Raw genomic sequence first — 17,049 nt, forward strand, 5'->3', positions numbered from 1 at the left:
AGAAGGCTGCGGGTCTGCCTACCCGATCACCCGTCACGCAGCGGCCTACCCCATTGGGCCGCAATCCGGCTTGCAGCGGGCGGGCCACACGGTAAGACTGCCTCGCATGACACATCCGCCCCCGCTTCGCCTGACCCTGCCCGATGCTGATGCAACCACCCGCCTTGGGGCATGGTTTGCGTCACATCTCCAAATTGGCGATGTGCTTTTGCTTGAGGGGCCAATCGGGGCGGGAAAGACACATTTTGCGCGCGCGTTGATTCAGGCCAGACTGGCCGAAGCGGGGCGGATGGAGGACGTTCCCTCGCCCACATTCACGCTGGTGCAGGTCTATGAAATAGCCTTGGCCGAGATTTGGCACGCGGATCTTTACCGCCTTGGCCATCCCGATGAGGTGACCGAACTGGGTCTGGAAGAGGCATTCGACACCGCAATCTGCCTTGTCGAATGGCCTGAACGATTGGGGGACCTTCAGCCATCTGACGCCCTGCGCCTGGTGTTTTCCGTAACCAACGGCGGTGAGGCGCGTCAGGTTGCGCTATCTGGTAGTGCCCGTTGGGCCGGCATTCTCGCCATGTTAGGGACAAACGATGCTTGAGCCGGCGCGCGACGCAGAGATAGTTTTTTTCCTGAATGCCGCTGGCTGGGGTCAGGCAACGCGCCGCCCATTGGCAGGCGATGCGTCCGCGCGCCGCTATGAACGGTTAACGGCAACGCATGGGTCCGCAGTCCTGATGGACGCGCCCCCCGCCAGTGGCGAGGATGTTACCCGTTTCACCCGAATGGCACGTTGGCTGCACGAGCGGGGCTTTTCGGCCCCCGAAATTCTGGCTGAAAATGTGCCAAACGGGCTTTTGCTGCTGGAAGATCTGGGCGACGATCTTTTGGCGCGGCTGATCGCCACCGATCCTTCACGAGAACCCGCGCTTTACAATGAGGTCACCCAGTTTCTTTTGGCGCTGCACCGGCACCCTGCGCCCGATTTTGTCTTGCCGCTGGATGGCCCCGCGCTGGCCGATCTGACCCGATTGACCCCCGAATGGTATCTGCCGGGTATTGGCGCCCGCGCAAGTGCTGCATCGGCTGAAATACCGGCATTGATTAAGGAAGCCTACGCAAGGCTGAACCGCGAAGACCCGGTGCTGAGCCTGCGGGATTTTCACGCCGAAAACCTGCTGTGGCTGCCGGGGCGGGCGGGGGTTGCACGGTTGGGGTTGCTCGATTTTCAGGATGCCGTGGCAGCACATCCGGCCTACGACCTCGTCTCAGCGTTGCAAGACGCACGGCGCGATGTTTCCCCCACTGTCGAGGCCGCCGAGCGGGCCCATTACGCAGCCGCAAAAGGGCTGGATCAGGGTCGTTTTTCAGCGATCTACGCCCTTTTGGGGGCACAGCGCAGCTTGCGGATTTTGGGCGTCTTTGCACGGCTGTGCATGGCGGCGGGAAAGCCGCATTATGTTGACCTGATACCCCGCACATGGGCCTATATCGGGCGTAACCTGGCGCACCCTGAATTGGCCGGTCTGGCCGCCGCCGTCTACGCGGCCCTGCCCGCCCCAACCCCTGAACGCCTCGAAAGGATCAAGGACCAATGCGGCCAATACCCAATGCGCTGATGCTGTTTGCCGCCGGCTTCGGCACACGGATGGGGGCGTTGACCGCGACCCAGCCAAAACCGCTGATCCCCGTCGGGGGGCGCGCGTTGATCGACCACGCGCTGGCATTGGCTGAGGGGGCAGATGTTGCGCGGATCGTCGTCAATACGCATTATCTAGGGGGGCAAATCGCAGCCCACCTAAACGGCAGAAACATTCTTATTTCTGCGGAACAGGGCCCTATTCTGGAAACCGGTGGCGGGTTACGCGCGGCTCTGCCGCTGCTGGGGGCAGGACCGGTATTCACGCTTAATACCGATGCTGTCTGGACCGGGCCAAATGTTCTTTCAACCCTGCGCGCGGCGTGGGATGGCTGCCGGATGAGCGCGCTGCTGGCACTGGTCCCGGCGGGGCGGGCGCTGGGGCACACGGGCGCTGGCGACTTTGCGCTGGATGCAGACGGGCGGATCGCGCGCGCGCCCGGGCTGGTTTATTCCGGTGCGCAGATCATCAATCCGGTGGGGCTTGACGATATTCCCGACCGGGCATTTTCGCTGAACCTGCAATGGGATCGGTTGATAGCCGAGGGACGCGCCTTTGGCGTGGTTCACCAGGGCGGCTGGTGTGATGTCGGTCGCCCCGAAAGCATCGCTTTGGCCGCGTCCATGTTGGAGCGCGCCGATGGCTGACCCAAAGGTATTTGCATTGCCGCCGGGGGTGGATTTTCCCAAAGCCCTGGTCGAAGGGTTGATTGACAAAATGCATGGGCAACCGCCCGAGGCCATGGCCCAGGTGCAGCTTTACCTCAACACCGCGCGGATGCAGCGCCGTGTGCGTGACGTGTTTGATCAGCACGGCGCGCGCATTTTGCCGCGTATGCCGCTGATCACCGATCTTGGGCGCAGCCCGCTGGCCGGGCTACCACCCGCCGTATCACCCCTGCGCCGACGGCTTGAACTGTCCCGGCTGGTCGCCAGCCTGACCGACAGCCTGCCCGATTTCGCCCCCGGCACCGGGCTTTATGATCTGGCCGACAGTCTGGCGACTCTGATGGCCGAGATGCAGGGCGAAGGGGTCACACCCGACACGCTTGAGCGGCTGAATATTGACGAAACCCATGCCGAACATTGGCGCAGAAGCCTGGCTTTCATCCGCATCGTGGCGCGGTATTTTGCGCCCGACAGCCCCCCGGATCCAGACGCCCGCCAACGCCGCGTGATCGAGGTCTTGGCAAAAGATTGGGCCAAGGCCCCACCCCAAGGTCCGGTAATCGTCGCGGGCTCGACCGGGTCACGGGGCGCAACGATGGCCTTCATGCAGGCGGTGGCAAACCTGCCGCAAGGCACTATCATCTTGCCGGGGTTTGATTTTTCCATGCCGCAACCGGTGTGGGACAGTCTGGCATCGGGGGCCACCCCGGCCGAGGACCACCCGCAATACCGCTTTCATGCCGTGCTTCGGGGGTTGGGGGTAGGCCCCGCGGATGTGGCCGCTTGGCGGCCCACGCCGCCCCCCGACCCCGCCCGCAATACGCTGGTGGCGTTGGCACTGCGTCCCGCCCCGGTGACGGACCAGTGGATGCACGAAGGTGCCGCCCTGCGCGACATGCCCGAAACCACGCGTGACATCACCTTGATCGAGGCACCCGACCCCCGCGCCGAGGCGCTGGCCGTGGCGCTCGTACTGCGCGAAGCCGCCGAAAATGGCACCCGCGCCGCACTGATTACCCCCGATCGAATGATCACCCGGCGCGTCGCAGCCGCATTGGACCGCTGGGGTATCGTGCCCGATGACAGCGCGGGCCAACCGCTACCCCTAACCCCACCGGGCCGTTTTCTGCGCCACGTCGCGGCGCTGTTGGGGCGAAAGCTGACGGTCGAGACGCTGTTGATTGTGCTGAAACACCCGCTGACAGCAACCGGCGGCAAGATGCGCGGCCCGCATCTGCGCTTTACCCGCGAACTGGAATTGCACCTGCGCCGCCATGGCCCCGCCTTTCCCGATATGGCCGCGCTGCGCGCGTGGGCGGTGGCGAAGGGCGAACCTGAACGGCTGCTTTGGGTTGACTGGCTTGGGCATGCCACCGGGGGGCTCGAATCTGTCCACCGCCAGCCTCTTTCGGCAATGATAGAGACGCATCTGACCTTCGCGGGGCTGCTTGCCAGTGGCCCGGATGGCGATGCCGAGGCAAGCGAGTTGTGGCGCAAGGACGGCGGCCATGAGGCGCTGCGAATTCTTGAGGAGTTGCGCCGCGAAGCCCCCCACGGCGGAGAGTTTACGCCGCCCGACTACGCCGACCTGTTGATGAGCCTGCTGCAAGCAGGCAGCGTGCGCCGCACGGACGAGGCGCATCCGCTGATCGCCATCTGGGGCACGCTGGAGGCCCGCGTGCAAGGCGCCGATCTGGTCGTGCTTGCGGGGTTGAATGAGGGCAGTTGGCCCGCCGCCCCAGCGCCAGACCCCTGGCTTAGCCGGCGTATGCGCCTGGATGCTGGCCTGTTGTTACCGGAACGCCAAATCGGGCTTTCGGCGCATGATTTTCAGCAGGCCATCGCCGCCCCGCACGTCGTCCTTAGCCGGGCACGGCGGGACAGCGATGCCGAAACGGTGCCCTCGCGCTGGCTGAACCGGCTGTTGAACCTGATGCGCGGCCTGCCCCATGCCGAGGGGCCGGATGCCGTTGATCAGATGATTGCGCGCGGGAATGTCTGGCTGAACTGGGCGCGTGCGCTGGATGAGCCTGTGGATAAAGTCGCATCGGCACCGCGCCCCTCGCCCCGGCCACCGGTCGACGCCCGCCCGCGCGCGCTTCCGGTCACCGCAATCAAGACGCTGATCCGCAACCCCTACGCGGTCTATGCCCAGCGGATCTTGCGTCTGCGCCCGCTTGACCCGCTGCGCCCCGAACCCGACCCAAGGTTGCGCGGGCAAGTGCTGCACCGGATCATCGAAGGTTTCATCAAAGGCCGCCCCGCCACCGAAAACCTGCCCGAGGCCGAGGCCCGGCTGATCGCCAACGCTACCGAAGTGCTGCAACAGAATGTGCCATGGCCCACCGCACAACGGCTTTGGCGGGCGCGCATCGCCCGGATTGCAGGCGCATTTGTTGCGGCTGAGGCAGAACGAGCCGCCCTCGGAACGCCCGTGGTGATAGAGAAAAAAGGCTCTATAACACTGCAAAACCCGGCTTTCACGCTTAGCGCAACGCCCGACCGAATTGACCTTCTGGCCGACCGGCAAGTGCATATCTATGACTATAAGTCCGGCAAGCCACCGAGCGATAAAGAGATGGCGCATTTCGACAAACAGCTATTGCTGGAAGCCGCCATGGCCGAGCGTGGCGCGTTTGAACCTATCGGCGCGCGCGCGGTGGCGGGCGTAAGCTACGTTCAGCTGGGCGGCGATGGTGCCGTGCGCAGCCCAAAAATCACACCTGAAATGGTGAATGAAAGCTGGGCCGGACTGGCGCGGCTGATCGCGGCCTATATGCGCCCTGAAAAGGGCTATACCGCCCGCCGCGCCATGCGGGAAACGCGCGACAAAAGCGACTATGATCACCTGTCGCGCTATGGCGAATGGGAGCTGACTGATGAACCAATGGCGGAGGATTTGGGCTGATGCAGCGCAATGATGCCTCTGAACGGCAGGTGCAGGCCGCCCGGCCCGACCACTCCACCTGGCTTTCAGCCAATGCCGGATCGGGTAAGACCAGGGTTCTGACTGATCGGGTCGCACGGTTACTTTTGGGCGGAACAGAGCCGCAAAAAGTGCTGTGCCTGACCTATACGAAGGCCGCCGCGACCGAAATGCAAAACCGGTTGCTGCGGCGGCTGGGGTCGTGGGCGATGCTGCCTGATGACCGTCTGCGCATGGAACTGCAAGATTTGGGCGACGATGGCACGATCACACCCGACCGCTTGGCCGAGGCGCGGCGCCTGTTTGCCAAAGCCATCGAGACGCCGGGCGGATTTAAGATTCAAACGATCCATTCATTCTGCGCCTCGCTTTTGCGCCGGTTTCCGCTGGAAGCCGGGGTGCCGCATGATTTCACTGAAATGGACGAACGCGCGGGCACGCTGCTGCGTTCAGATGTGGTCGAAGATCTGGCGGGCGGTGCGGATGTAGGCGCGATGGACGCGTTGGCGCGGTATTTCTCGGGCGAGGATCTGGACCGGTTATTGGCCGCCCTTAGCCGGAATAGCGGGGCATTTGCCATACCGATTACACGCGATACCGCTCTGGCGATGTTTGATCTGCCCCCCGGGTTTGACGAAGGTACACTGACGGCCGAGGTGTTTGAGGGCGGCGAGGGGGGGGTGCTGTCGGATCTGGTTCCACAGCTTTTGACAAGTGGCACGAATGACCAAAAGGCAGGCGTAAAACTTGGGCGGATCGACGGCACCAATACCGCTGCACTGGCGATCCTTGAAGATGTCTTGCTGAATGGAAGTAGCGCAAAAGATCCATATTCAGCGAAGATAGGGTCATTTCCAACCAAAGCACTGCGCGAGGGCAAGGCCGCGTCATTGATGCCGGAACTGGAGGACCTGATGGCCCGCGTGGCCGCTGCCCGCCCCCGCCGCCTTGCCCTTGCCGCCACCGAAAAAACACTGGCGTTGCACCAATTCGCCGGTGCCTATCTGCCGCGATATGCGGCGCGCAAGGCTGCCCGCGGCTGGCTTGATTTTGATGATCTGATCGAACGCGCCGGGGCGTTGCTTTCCGATCCATCCGTTGCGCAATGGGTTTTGTTCCGGCTGGACGGCGGTATTGACCACATTCTGGTTGACGAGGCGCAAGACACCAGCCCCGGCCAATGGGCTGTGATCGAACGGCTGGCAGATGAGTTTACCGCCGGCGAGGGCGCGCGCGGCATCACCCGCACGATCTTTGTGGTGGGTGACAGAAAACAGTCAATCTATTCATTCCAAGGGGCGGACCTGCATAAATTCAGCGAAATGCAGGCCCATTTTGCCGCGAAGTTTCATGATGCCGGGCGGCCCCTTCAAAGCCTTGATCTGGCACATTCGTTCCGCTCGTCCGATGCGATCTTGCGGTTGGTGGACCTGACGTTTGATGAACGGGTGAACCGGGGGCTGGGCGGCGAACCGCAGCACATTGCGTTCAACGCCGATATGCCCGGGCGGGTAGACCTGTGGCCAGTCATCCCGAAGGCCGAAAAATCGGATGATGCGCCGTGGGATCAGGCGCTGGATCAACGCGGCGAAAGCCACGAGGTTGTCGTATTGGCCCGCGCCATCGCCGCAGAAATCCGGCGGATGATTGATAGCGGCGTGCAAATTCCCGTTAACGGGGGGGCGCGACCGGTGCATGAGGGTGACTTTCTTATCCTCGTGCAGCGCCGGTCAGACCTGTTCGCCGAGGTGATCCGCGCCTGCAAGGCCGCGCGCCTTGCAATTGCGGGGGCGGACAGGCTGAAGCTGGGGGCAGAGCTGGCGGTGAAGGATATCGGCTCTGTTCTGGCGTTTTTGGCAACGCCAGAGGATGATCTGGCGTTGGCCGGGGCGCTGCGGTCGCCGTTGCTCGGGTGGACCGAAGCCCAGCTTTACGCGCTGGCCCAACCCCGCAAGGGCTATCTGTGGGAAGCGCTGCGCGATGCCGCGCCCGCCGATACGATGGCTATTCTGAACGACCTGCGCGACCGCGCCGATTTTCTGCGCCCCTATGAGCTGATCGAACGCCTGCTGACCCGGCACGGTGGCAGGGCGCGCCTGATTGCGCGGCTTGGGCCCGAGGCCGAGGACGGAATTGATGAACTTTTGTCGCAGGCGCTGGCGTTTGAGCGGGCCGAAGTGCCCAGCCTTACCGGCTTTCTCGGCTGGCTGGCCGCGGATGATGTAGAGGTCAAACGCCAGCTTGAGGGGGCGGGCCGCGCTATCCGGGTGATGACGGTGCATGGTGCAAAAGGGCTGGAAGCGCCGATTGTCATCTTGCCCGACACCGCCAAGCGCAAAGCGCCAAGTGGGGACGAAATCATACTGGCGGGCGATACCGCCCTGTGGCGCACAGTCGCCGCCGAGATGCCCGAGGTCATGTCCACCCTACGCGCCGATGAGGTGGACCGCGCCCTGCAAGAGCGGATGCGCCTTTTGTATGTGGCGATGACGCGGGCCGAAAAATGGCTGATCGTCTGTGCCGCGGGTGACGTGGGTGAAGGCCCCGATAGCTGGTATACGCTGATTGCTGCCGGAATGGAAAAAGCGGGGGCGGTAGCGCTGGACAATGCACCCGCCGCCATCGCCGCATTTGGTACCGTGCAGCGGCTTGGGCATGGTGATTGGCCCTCGAATGGCGTCGCGGCCGAAAGCGCGACAGAAGGCACCGCGCAATTACCCATCTGGGCAGGCCAGCGCCCGCCCATGCCAGTAGTGCCGGAAAAGGCATTGTCGCCCTCAGACCTCGGCGGGGCAAAGGCGCTGCCGGGCGAGGCCGGGCTTGACGAAGACGCCGCCAAGCGGCGCGGACGGCAGCTGCACCTATTGCTAGAACATCTACCCGGCTGGCCCGAGGACCAGTGGACCATGATAGCCGAAAGCCTTCTGTTGACTGGCGAAGACGCGGCGCTATCTACCGAAATAGAGCCTGTTTTGGCCGAAGCGCACCGCGTCCTGACCGCACCCGAAATGAAATCTTTTCTGGCCCCCGACGCGCTGGCCGAGGTCGAGGTAGTTGCGCGGTTGGAGGCACTAGGCGGGCAATTGATCCATGGCACCATTGACCGCCTGTTGGTGCGGCCGGATCTGGTGCGCGTGCTGGATTATAAATCCAACGCCGTCGTGCCCGCCCGCCCCGAGGATGTGCCGACGGGCATCTTGCGGCAAATGGCGGCCTATCATGCGGCTATGGTGCAAATTTACCCGGACCGCCCGATTGAGGTGGCGGTATTTTGGACTGCAACGGGGGTGATGATGCCCCTTTCATCAACACGTCTGGATGCGGCGCTTCGTACCGCCCCCGTATCTTGACGAACCGTAGGGGCGGACCTACGTTCGCCCCAACCACATAGCAGGAGAACCCTTATGGCCACCATCGCCGTCACCGACGCCACTTTCGATGCAGAAGTGCGCAAATCCAGTATTCCCGTCGTGGTCGATTTTTGGGCCGAATGGTGTGGCCCCTGCAAGCAGATCGGCCCCGCGCTGGAAGAACTGGCGTCTGAATACGCAGGCAAAGTAAAGATCGTAAAGGTAAACGTGGACGAAAACCCCGACAGCCCGGCAGGTTTGGGTGTGCGCGGTATTCCCGCGCTGTTCATGTTCAAAGACGGTCAGGTCGTGTCGAACAAGGTAGGTGCCGCGCCCAAAGCCGCATTGAAAACCTGGATCGACTCGGCAGTTTAAGGCTGCCCACGTTTCTGGAAAGGGCGCCTTCGGGCGCCTTTTTCATATCGGCCAACCGCCGCGCCGCATGCTGGTGATGATTTTTTCTTCGCATTCGGGGCGACCGGCATTGATCGCCTGATCCTGCAAGAACCAATACAGGTAACCGTTATAATCGGCGCGCAGCCGTGTGACCCGGTAGAACGCCTCATCCAACCCCAGATGTGGAACCGAGGCGGCAATGTGGTGAAAATCAATCTGTGCAAACAGCAGTGCGGGTTTGGCAAAGAAATAACCCAAGAATGCCAAAGACGAATTTTGTGTGACCACGAGGTCGCAGGCCTGCAATAGCGCCTCGGACCCGCCACGCTGAAGGGTCAGGTTTGTGTGACGAGCTTTCAGCGCTTCAAGCGCGGCCAATTCGTCTGGGGTGTAGGTTTCGTTTGGGTGCAAAGTGGCCATGATCTGGCGCGCGGGCATCCGCGCCAGGGTTTCCTCCAGCATCCGGACCGGGCTAAGGGATTGAAAGCTGCGCTGCTCGGTCAGGCGCCCTTGCAGCGGCACAAACACGAACCCTTCGCCCATAGGCACCCCATTTACGGCGGGGTAGAGCCTTTTTCGCCACTGAGTCACAAAGGTGTCTGCCTGCGTGCGGTCAACCTCGGCCGCTGGAAAGGTGGCTTTGGCGACGGGCCATTCCCATCGCGTATTTGAAGATTCGATATGCCAGAACGGGCCAATATAGGTGCGTCGGCAGATCAAGGCACCATCATGCGTGGGCTCCTCCATGCGAAAAAGCGCGCGACCGTTGCGCGAGGGCGCGCGCAACCGTTCCACCGGCGAAGTTTCGTGTAGTGCGACCCGCCAACCCTTGGCGCGGACCGCCCTGATCAGCCGCTTGAAAAAATTGTGCTGCCCCGCCCTGATCCGGCAAAGGGCATCGATATCAAGATAAAGGTGCAGGGTCTGCTTTGATGACATGGCGCAACGCTACCTGTAGGGGCTATGGAAGGGCAAGGGTTGCATGGCGCGGCAGCCAGCCTCATATCTGGGGTCAAACGGAGGGCGATCATGGCGGATGACAAATTTCCCGGCTGGCACGGCACCACAATCATCGGGGTGCGTAAAGGGGGCCGGGTGGTGGTGGCGGGCGACGGGCAGGTCAGTCTTGGCCAGACCGTGATCAAGGGCAGCGCCAGAAAGGTGCGCCGCCTGAACCCCGGCGGGCATGAAGTAGTGGCAGGCTTTGCCGGCTCTACCGCCGACGCATTCACCCTTCTGGACCGGCTTGAGAAAAAGCTGGAGACAGCCCCCGGTCAACTGGCGCGCGCCTGCGTGGAACTGGCCAAGGACTGGCGCACGGACAAATACCTGCGCAACCTTGAGGCAATGTTGATTGTGACCGATGGCAAGGCGCTGTTCGTGATAACCGGCGCGGGTGACGTGCTGGAACCTGAACATGACGTTGCGGCAATCGGCTCTGGCGGGAATTACGCGCTGGCCGCTGCACGCGCACTTATGGAAACCGATCTGGACGCTGAGACCATAGCGCGCAAGGCCATGGCGATTGCCGCCGATATCTGCGTTTATACCAACGGAAACCTGACGGTAGAGGTAATCTGAAATGACCGATCTGACCCCGCGCGAAATTGTTTCAGAACTTGATCGTTTCATCATAGGCCAAAATGCGGCCAAGCGGGCGGTGGCGGTAGCGCTGCGCAACCGCTGGCGGCGCAAACAACTGTCCGACGATCTGCGCGAAGAGGTTTACCCGAAAAACATCCTGATGATCGGGCCCACAGGTGTGGGTAAAACCGAAATCAGCCGCCGCCTGGCCAAGCTGGCCCGCGCACCGTTCTTGAAAATCGAAGCCACGAAATTTACCGAGGTCGGTTATGTTGGCCGTGATGTCGAACAGATCATCCGTGACCTGACCGATGCCGCAATGATCGAAACCCGCAGCCGGATGCGTGACGAGGTGAAGGCCCGCGCCTACGCCGCCGCCGAAGAACGTGTGATCGAGGCTATCGCCGGAACCGATGCCCGCGACGCCACGCGCGAGATGTTTCGCGGCAAGCTGAAACGCGGTGAATTGGACGATACGCTGATCGAGCTGGATATAGCCGAGCCTGCGCCTGCAATGCCGATGTTTGAATTGCCCGGTCAACCCGGCGGCATGGCCGGAATGGATCTGGGCAGCATCTTCGGCAAAGCCTTTGGCGGCCGCAAGACGCGTAAACGGCTGACCGTGGCGGAAAGCTATGATCTGCTGATTTCGGAAGAGGCGGATAAGCTATTGGATGACGAGGCGGTAAAAGCGGCCGCCCTGGAAGCGGTGCAGGAAAGCGGCATCGTCTTTATTGACGAGATAGACAAGGTTTGCGCGCGCGCCGAAACGCGGGGCGCCGATGTCAGCCGTGAAGGCGTTCAGCGCGATCTGTTGCCGTTGATTGAGGGGACGACGGTTTCAACCAAACATGGACCCGTAAAAACCGACCACATCCTGTTCATCGCCTCGGGCGCATTTCATATTGCCAAACCTTCGGATCTTCTGCCCGAACTACAGGGTCGTCTGCCAATCCGGGTAGAGTTGCAGCCGCTGACCGAAGACGATTTCGTCCGCATCCTGACCGAAACGGACAATGCACTGACGCTGCAATACACCGCGCTGATGGCAACCGAAGAGGTAACCGTCAGTTTCACGCCCGAAGGCATTTCAGCGCTGGCGCATATTGCCGCAGAGGTCAACCGCAGCGTTGAAAACATCGGGGCGCGGCGCCTTTATACCGTGATGGAAAGGGTATTTGAGGAACTGTCGTTCAGCGCGCCGGACCGGGGCGGCGATGAAGTGGTGGTCGACGCCGAATTCGTGGAGCGGCATCTGGGCGATCTGTCGCGCTCAACTGATCTTAGCCGGTATGTGCTGTAAGTGAAGAAGCCTCCGGCGGGAGTATTTTGGCCAACGAAAAGGTCAGGGACGCCTTTCAAACCACAGATGAAGCGGCTTTACTTGTGTCGCAAATGGGGGGCGGCATGGGAAGATTCGTCTGGGTTTTTGTTGCGGTTCTAGCGGCCTGTTCGCCACGCGGCGAAATCGTCTTTGCACCTGCCACGGCGCATGTGGCCCCGGGGCGGGCGATATTTGTGGGCACGACGCGGGGCCCAGACCCGGAAACCGGCGCGCCGCTGTCGCGGGGACGGCTGGAGCATATTGCCTTTGCGCAGTTTGATGTGGCCGTGCCGCCTGATCGGCAGCCGGGTGATATCCGGTTTACGCCGAAGGGAATGGCCCCGGATCCGGAACGCGATTTTCTGGCTACGGGAGAGAAGTTCTATGCGGACGCACCGGCGTTTCGGGCGGATCTGACACAGACACTACGGGCGAACGGTAACGAGGCTGTGGTGTTCGTGCACGGCTACAACAACACGTTGGCCGAGGGGCTTTATCGTTTTGCGCAGATGGGGCACGATCTACATCTGCCCGGCGTTTTGGTGCACTATTCCTGGCCCTCTATGGGGCATCCGCTGGGCTACGCCTATGATCGCGATTCCGCGCTGTTTGCACGCGACGGGTTTGTGGCGCTGCTGGACGAGGTGGCCGCGGCGGGCGCCAAAAGGATTATCATCGTGGCCCATTCAATGGGTGCGTCATTGACAATGGAAACGCTTAGGCAAATGGCGTTGACTGGAAATACCCGCGTACCGGCACGATTGGGTGGGGTGGTCTTGATCTCGCCCGATCTGGATGTAGACCTGTTTCGGGCTCAGGCCCGTACCATTGGGCATTTGCCACAGCCTTTCGTTATATTCACCTCGCAGCGCGACCGCGCCTTGCGGTTGGCGGCGCGTCTGTCTGGCGAAACCGAGCGGTTGGGTAATTTGGACAACGTTGACCGACTTGCAGATCTGCAAGTTACCATGGTTGAGGTGGGCGCCTATTCTGTAGGGGATGGGCATTTTACCGTTGGCCGTTCACCGGCACTTATTGCGTTGATGGGGCAAACGGGGGCGCTGGCGGCAGCGCTGGATAGCGATCAGTCTACCCGCGCCGGTCTGCTACCGGGGGTGGTTTTGACCGTTCATCAGGCGACACAGATTGTGCTGGCACCAGTCCAACAGATTGCCAGTGATTTGGCAAACTGACCGGGCCCGCTATCGCGGCACCTAGCGGTTGCGACGCATATAGACGTAATAGGCACCTGAGCCGCCATGTTTCTGGTGTGCGGGTGTCACCTGCAACACCGCAGCCGCCAGCGGCGGCAGATGAAGCCAGTGGGGCACCTGATGGCGCAGTGCGCCTTGGCGCTGTGGAATTGGCCCCTCATCCAGCCCGCGCTTTCCCTTGCCCGTGATGACCAGCACCAGCCGTTTGCCGGCCGACTGGGCATTCAGGATAAAGCGGATCAGTTCCGGGTGGGCCTGTGCCAGCGTCATGCCATGCAGGTCGATTCGGCCTTCGGGCTCTAGCCGGCCGCGGGTCATCTTTTGGTGCGCTTTTCGGTCCATACGAACCGGCCCCGCCGCCAGCCTTTCAGACAGTGGCGGCGCGAGGTCTTGGCGGAGGACAAAACCGGGCGCTGACTGGCCAATACGAAAATCACGCAGGTCGGGTTTGGGGGGGGGTGGTTTTTGCTTTGGCGTGCTTTGGGGTGCAGGTAAGTCATCAGGCGGCGCGGGGCGGACAGGATGAATGGCCTGCGTGGTGGCAGCGACGCGCGACCATAGGTCACGCTCTTCGGGGGATAGTTTGCGGCGCCTCATGGCAGTGCCTTGCGCGGGCGCAGCACGATCATCCGCCCAGTGGTATTCAGCCCGTTAGCCTGTGCGCGTGCTACATCGCCGGTGCCGCAGAAAATATCGCCGCGTCCGGCCCCCTTGATGGCGCTACCGGTATCTTGTGCGACCATCAACCGCGGCGCGATTCCGGGGCAGTCAACCCAGACCGGGATGCCAAGCGGAACATACGCAGGATCAACCGCAAGGCTGCGCTGTGCGGTTACGGGGGCACCCATTGCGCCCAAGGGTCCGGTATCTTCGGGCAGATCAAGCGGGTGAAAAAATACGAATGACGGATTATGGTTCAGTAGGTCCTGCACCTGCGCCGGGTTAGCAGCGCACCAAGCGCAGATCGCGTTTGAACTGATTTCCGCTGCGGAAATGGCGCCACGGTTCACCAATTCGGCCCCGATCGAGCGGTAAGGCTGACCGTTCCCGGCTGCAAAACCAAGGCGTAAGATGCCGCCCTCGGCCAGACGAACACGCACCGACCCTTGCACCTGGACCAGAAACGCCTCAATCGCGCTTTGCAGCCAGACTAGCTCATGCCCGGCCAAGAGGTTGTCCGCCATGATCCGGGCGCGGTCATGCCAAGGCAATTGCGCCGCCAACCTTGGTGGTGGGGCGTAGAGAGGGTGGGAATAGCGCGGCGACGGGGTCATCGCGCCCAACAATTCCGGCTCATAATAGCCGGTGTAATGGGCCGCACCGGGGGCGATCTCATCTGGGGTGAAGTGCGCCTCGAACCAGGCGCGCGGATCCGATATGGCATCGGGGCAATGCGGGCATGTCACGGAAAACGCCGCCCAGGCGGCGGCGTGATCGTCAGCGTCCCAACCGGGAAGGTCTGCAAAACCCAGCGCCCGCATACACCGCGTCATCCGCCGGTGGCGACAAGTTGCCAGTTCGGGTCTGCGCTGCCCATCTTGCGGGCAAAGGTCCAGACATCGCGCTGCTTTTTCGCCGCTTTCGCATCGCCCTCGACCACGGTGCCATTCGCATCGCGGACCGCGGAAATCAGTTCGCCAGTGAAGCGCACGGAAAGTTCCGCGTCGCGGGTGTTGTTGTCAAACTCGGCTTCGGCAAGGGTCAGTTCGCGCAGGCCCAGAAACTCTGCCTGAACGGTCAGGCCCTGCTGTTCGCGGTCTTTCACGACACCTTCAAATGCCTCGTAAACCTCGGGTGCAAGAAAGGCGCGGACCTTTTCAATTTCACCCTTCTCAAAGGCCATCAGAATCATCTCATAGGCCCCGCGCGCGCCTTGTAGAAAGCCTGTGACGTTGAACGCCGGTTCGGCCCGCTTCATCGCAGCCAGCGCCTTTGCGGCATCCGATCCTTCGGGAACGTGATCAGTGATATCGCGGTCCGGCCCACCCTCGATCACCTCAAAGCTGCGGCGGCTAAGACGGGGATCGGGCGTTTCCGCCGGAACATCGGGCTTTTCAAAGCCCTCACGGGTACCCAATACGCTTTTCAGGCGCAGGATCAGAAAGATCGCGATCCCGGCAAGGACCAGCAGCTGAATCACGGCATTGGACATTCGTTGAAATCCTCGGGAAGTCTTTTGATTTGTATCTGCGCCATCTCCACTTATGTAGGGCAGGGGCAGGATCAAGTCCACCGCTGGCCCAAATGCAATTGAACCACGGGAAAGGACCCGAAAATGTGGATTTTTGCGGCGTTCGTCGCGGTGCCGCTGATCGAGATCGGGCTGTTCATTCAAGTTGGCGGGCTGATCGGCCTTTGGCCGACGCTGGCGCTGGTGCTGCTGACCGCGGTGATTGGCACGGCGCTGGTCCGGGCTGAGGGCGCACGCGCCATGGCCGATCTGCGCCGCGCAATGCACGACTTGCGCGATCCGACGGCGCCATTGGCACATGGGGCGATGATCCTGCTGGCCGGCGCGCTGCTGCTGACGCCGGGGTTTTTCACCGACACGATGGGTATTTTGCTGCTGATCCCGCAGGTGCGGGCGCGGGTCATGCGCTGGCTGGCCAAGCGGGTGCAGGTCGCCAGCTTTACCATGGGGCCGGGCCCTGCCCAGCCGCGTGACAGGAACGTGATCGATGGCGATTTTCATGAAATTGACCCGGAAAACCATCCGTCACAGGGGCCGTCGGGCTGGACGCGCCATTGAGGCAGGCCGCGCACAGTGCTAAGCCTTTGCGCAAGCCACAGGAATGGAGAGATTGATGACTGACGAATCCAACGGCGCCGCAACACAAGCGCCTCAGGTAAAGATGAGTGTGCTGGCGCAATATGTGCGCGACATGTCGTTTGAGAATATCGTAGCGCAAAAGGGTTTGCAAACCGCTGACATCACACCCGAAATGCAGGTGCAGGTCAGTCTTGACGCCCGTAAACGCCAGGTAGAGCATCAGTATGAGGTGATCACCAAGTTCCGCATCACCGCCACGAACAAGTCGACAGAAACGCCGCTTTACCTGCTTGAGGTGGATTACGGCGGGGTTTTCCACATCGAGGGCGTGCCCGAAGAGCAGCTTCACCCGTTCCTGATGATTGAGTGTCCGCGGCTGCTGTTTCCCTTCGTGCGGCGGATTGTCTCGGATGTGTCGCGCGACGGTGGCTTCCCGCCGCTTAACCTGGAAACGGTCGACTTTCTTGCACTCTACCGTGCCGAACTGGCCCGCCGCGCCGAGGCGCAAAAAACAGCCGAACCGCGCGTTTCCTGATCGGGCGCGGCAAGCTGCCGCTGTGGCAACCTGACCAAGTGACCATTTCGCCGTCGTCGGGGATCCTGACGACGACGAAGCTGATTTGAGACCTGAAACACGTTGAGAGGCCATGCCACAAATGATCCCCGCCTGGGTTGGCGGCAGTCTGACCCCGGTTGAAAAGCTCGAAGTGCACCAAAAAGGGCTTCGCCATAAGGCGGTGTCGATTTTCGTGATGGATGGGCAGAATGTGCTGATCCAGCGTCGGGCGGCGGGGAAATACCATTCGGGCGGGCTATGGGCCAATACCTGCTGCACTCACCCGATGTGGGGCGAGGCGCCCGAAGATTGCGCGGTGCGTCGGATGCGCGAAGAACTGGGGATCTGTGGTCTTTACCCCGCTTATGCCGACCGCCTCGAATATCGCGCCGATGTGGGTAGCGGGCTGACCGAACATGAAGTGGTCGATGTCTATCTGGCCTACGTCAAGCCCAGCACAACCATAACCCTTGACCCCGAAGAGGTCAGCGAGGTGCGCTGGGTCGGATTATACGATCTGGCCGCCGAGGTAAAACGCCACCCCGAGCGATTCACCCGTTGGCTGGAGATTTACCTGACTAAACATCTGGGCCAGATCTTTGGCGGTGCGCTGCGCATCTAGGC

At 61.9% G+C, this 17,049-nt stretch carries 16 protein-coding genes; 12 read left to right on the forward strand and 4 right to left on the reverse strand.

Annotated features, from left to right (window positions below; translation table 11 throughout):
• Positions 1 to 106: 106 nt before the first annotated feature.
• From tsaE to trxA, 6 genes are read left to right on the forward strand one after another with little or no spacing between them, the layout of a single operon-like run.
• Complete coding sequence (gene tsaE, locus ACM62R_RS01825) at positions 107 to 598, forward strand: tRNA (adenosine(37)-N6)-threonylcarbamoyltransferase complex ATPase subunit type 1 TsaE (RefSeq protein WP_415182364.1); 492 nt, start codon at positions 107 to 109, stop codon at positions 596 to 598.
• Positions 591 to 1,616: an aminoglycoside phosphotransferase family protein gene (locus ACM62R_RS01830; protein ID WP_415182365.1), complete on the forward strand. Its 1,026-nt coding sequence runs from the start codon at positions 591 to 593 to the stop codon at positions 1,614 to 1,616. Before tsaE ends, ACM62R_RS01830 begins: the two co-directional genes overlap by 8 nt.
• Entirely contained in the window at positions 1,592 to 2,284 is a 693-nt protein-coding gene (locus tag ACM62R_RS01835; RefSeq protein ID WP_415182366.1) for a nucleotidyltransferase family protein, read from the forward strand. The genes ACM62R_RS01830 and ACM62R_RS01835 overlap by 25 nt, the downstream gene beginning before the upstream one ends.
• Positions 2,277 to 5,213, forward strand: a complete 2,937-nt coding sequence (addB, locus tag ACM62R_RS01840; protein ID WP_415182367.1) for a double-strand break repair protein AddB — start codon at positions 2,277 to 2,279, stop codon at positions 5,211 to 5,213. Before ACM62R_RS01835 ends, addB begins: the two co-directional genes overlap by 8 nt.
• Entirely contained in the window at positions 5,213 to 8,581 is a 3,369-nt protein-coding gene (gene addA, locus ACM62R_RS01845; protein WP_415182368.1) for a double-strand break repair helicase AddA, read from the forward strand. The genes addB and addA overlap by 1 nt, the downstream gene beginning before the upstream one ends.
• A 54-nt stretch (positions 8,582 to 8,635) precedes the next feature.
• Positions 8,636 to 8,956: a thioredoxin gene (gene trxA, locus ACM62R_RS01850; protein WP_415182369.1), complete on the forward strand. Its 321-nt coding sequence runs from the start codon at positions 8,636 to 8,638 to the stop codon at positions 8,954 to 8,956.
• A 42-nt stretch (positions 8,957 to 8,998) separates the two neighbouring features.
• Here the strand turns inward: trxA and ACM62R_RS01855 are convergent, their stop codons facing one another.
• A complete protein-coding gene (locus ACM62R_RS01855) occupies positions 8,999 to 9,916 on the reverse strand; it encodes a hypothetical protein (protein WP_415182370.1) in 918 nt (305 codons plus the stop codon).
• A gap of 90 nt (positions 9,917 to 10,006) precedes the next feature.
• Between ACM62R_RS01855 and hslV the strand changes: the two genes are divergently transcribed.
• The 3 genes from hslV (at position 10,007) to ACM62R_RS01870 (ending at position 13,078) form a co-directional block, all read left to right on the forward strand.
• A complete protein-coding gene (gene hslV / locus ACM62R_RS01860) occupies positions 10,007 to 10,558 on the forward strand; it encodes an ATP-dependent protease subunit HslV (protein ID WP_415182371.1) in 552 nt (183 codons plus the stop codon).
• A gap of 1 nt (position 10,559) precedes the next feature.
• Entirely contained in the window at positions 10,560 to 11,864 is a 1,305-nt protein-coding gene (gene hslU, locus ACM62R_RS01865) for an ATP-dependent protease ATPase subunit HslU (protein ID WP_415182372.1), read from the forward strand.
• Positions 11,865 to 11,968: 104 nt separating this feature from the next.
• Positions 11,969 to 13,078 (forward strand): alpha/beta hydrolase, encoded by a 1,110-nt coding sequence (locus tag ACM62R_RS01870; RefSeq protein ID WP_415182373.1) that lies wholly within the window; start codon positions 11,969 to 11,971, stop codon positions 13,076 to 13,078.
• 21 nt (positions 13,079 to 13,099) lie between these two features.
• Here the strand turns inward: ACM62R_RS01870 and ACM62R_RS01875 are convergent, their stop codons facing one another.
• The 3 genes from ACM62R_RS01875 to ACM62R_RS01885 are packed head-to-tail and all read right to left on the reverse strand — an operon-like array spanning position 13,100 to position 15,251.
• Entirely contained in the window at positions 13,100 to 13,696 is a 597-nt protein-coding gene (locus ACM62R_RS01875; RefSeq protein WP_415182374.1) for a Smr/MutS family protein, read from the reverse strand.
• Complete coding sequence (locus ACM62R_RS01880) at positions 13,693 to 14,592, reverse strand: murein transglycosylase A (RefSeq protein WP_415182375.1); 900 nt, start codon at positions 14,590 to 14,592, stop codon at positions 13,693 to 13,695. Before ACM62R_RS01880 ends, ACM62R_RS01875 begins: the two co-directional genes overlap by 4 nt.
• Entirely contained in the window at positions 14,589 to 15,251 is a 663-nt protein-coding gene (locus ACM62R_RS01885) for a Tim44/TimA family putative adaptor protein (RefSeq protein ID WP_415182376.1), read from the reverse strand. The genes ACM62R_RS01880 and ACM62R_RS01885 overlap by 4 nt, the downstream gene beginning before the upstream one ends.
• A 123-nt stretch (positions 15,252 to 15,374) precedes the next feature.
• Between ACM62R_RS01885 and ACM62R_RS01890 the strand changes: the two genes are divergently transcribed.
• From ACM62R_RS01890 to ACM62R_RS01900, 3 genes are all read left to right on the forward strand, one after another.
• Positions 15,375 to 15,848, forward strand: coding sequence for an FxsA family protein (locus ACM62R_RS01890; protein ID WP_415182377.1), 474 nt, complete (start codon positions 15,375 to 15,377; stop codon positions 15,846 to 15,848).
• Between the two features lie 55 nt (positions 15,849 to 15,903).
• A complete protein-coding gene (gene secB, locus ACM62R_RS01895; protein ID WP_415182378.1) occupies positions 15,904 to 16,404 on the forward strand; it encodes a protein-export chaperone SecB in 501 nt (166 codons plus the stop codon).
• A 112-nt stretch (positions 16,405 to 16,516) separates the two neighbouring features.
• Positions 16,517 to 17,047: an isopentenyl-diphosphate Delta-isomerase gene (locus ACM62R_RS01900; RefSeq protein WP_415182379.1), complete on the forward strand. Its 531-nt coding sequence runs from the start codon at positions 16,517 to 16,519 to the stop codon at positions 17,045 to 17,047.
• Positions 17,048 to 17,049 lie beyond the last annotated feature (2 nt).

This window comes from Phaeovulum sp. (assembly GCF_047638075.1).
GTDB lineage: Bacteria > Pseudomonadota > Alphaproteobacteria > Rhodobacterales > Rhodobacteraceae > UBA6197.

Bases quoted from the DNA above. Each gene is read 5' to 3' on its own strand.
- tsaE (WP_415182364.1), top strand. From the start codon at position 107: ATGACACATCCGCCCCCGCTTCGCCTGACCCTGCCCGATGCTGATGCA.
- ACM62R_RS01830 (WP_415182365.1), top strand. From the start codon at position 591: ATGCTTGAGCCGGCGCGCGACGCAGAGATAGTTTTTTTCCTGAATGCC.
- ACM62R_RS01835 (WP_415182366.1), top strand. From the start codon at position 1,592: ATGCGGCCAATACCCAATGCGCTGATGCTGTTTGCCGCCGGCTTCGGC.
- addB (WP_415182367.1), top strand. From the start codon at position 2,277: ATGGCTGACCCAAAGGTATTTGCATTGCCGCCGGGGGTGGATTTTCCC.
- addA (WP_415182368.1), top strand. From the start codon at position 5,213: ATGCAGCGCAATGATGCCTCTGAACGGCAGGTGCAGGCCGCCCGGCCC.
- trxA (WP_415182369.1), top strand. From the start codon at position 8,636: ATGGCCACCATCGCCGTCACCGACGCCACTTTCGATGCAGAAGTGCGC.
- ACM62R_RS01855 (WP_415182370.1), bottom strand. From the start codon at position 9,916: ATGTCATCAAAGCAGACCCTGCACCTTTATCTTGATATCGATGCCCTT.
- hslV (WP_415182371.1), top strand. From the start codon at position 10,007: ATGGCGGATGACAAATTTCCCGGCTGGCACGGCACCACAATCATCGGG.
- hslU (WP_415182372.1), top strand. From the start codon at position 10,560: ATGACCGATCTGACCCCGCGCGAAATTGTTTCAGAACTTGATCGTTTC.
- ACM62R_RS01870 (WP_415182373.1), top strand. From the start codon at position 11,969: ATGGGAAGATTCGTCTGGGTTTTTGTTGCGGTTCTAGCGGCCTGTTCG.
- ACM62R_RS01875 (WP_415182374.1), bottom strand. From the start codon at position 13,696: ATGAGGCGCCGCAAACTATCCCCCGAAGAGCGTGACCTATGGTCGCGC.
- ACM62R_RS01880 (WP_415182375.1), bottom strand. From the start codon at position 14,592: ATGACGCGGTGTATGCGGGCGCTGGGTTTTGCAGACCTTCCCGGTTGG.
- ACM62R_RS01885 (WP_415182376.1), bottom strand. From the start codon at position 15,251: ATGTCCAATGCCGTGATTCAGCTGCTGGTCCTTGCCGGGATCGCGATC.
- ACM62R_RS01890 (WP_415182377.1), top strand. From the start codon at position 15,375: ATGTGGATTTTTGCGGCGTTCGTCGCGGTGCCGCTGATCGAGATCGGG.
- secB (WP_415182378.1), top strand. From the start codon at position 15,904: ATGACTGACGAATCCAACGGCGCCGCAACACAAGCGCCTCAGGTAAAG.
- ACM62R_RS01900 (WP_415182379.1), top strand. From the start codon at position 16,517: ATGCCACAAATGATCCCCGCCTGGGTTGGCGGCAGTCTGACCCCGGTT.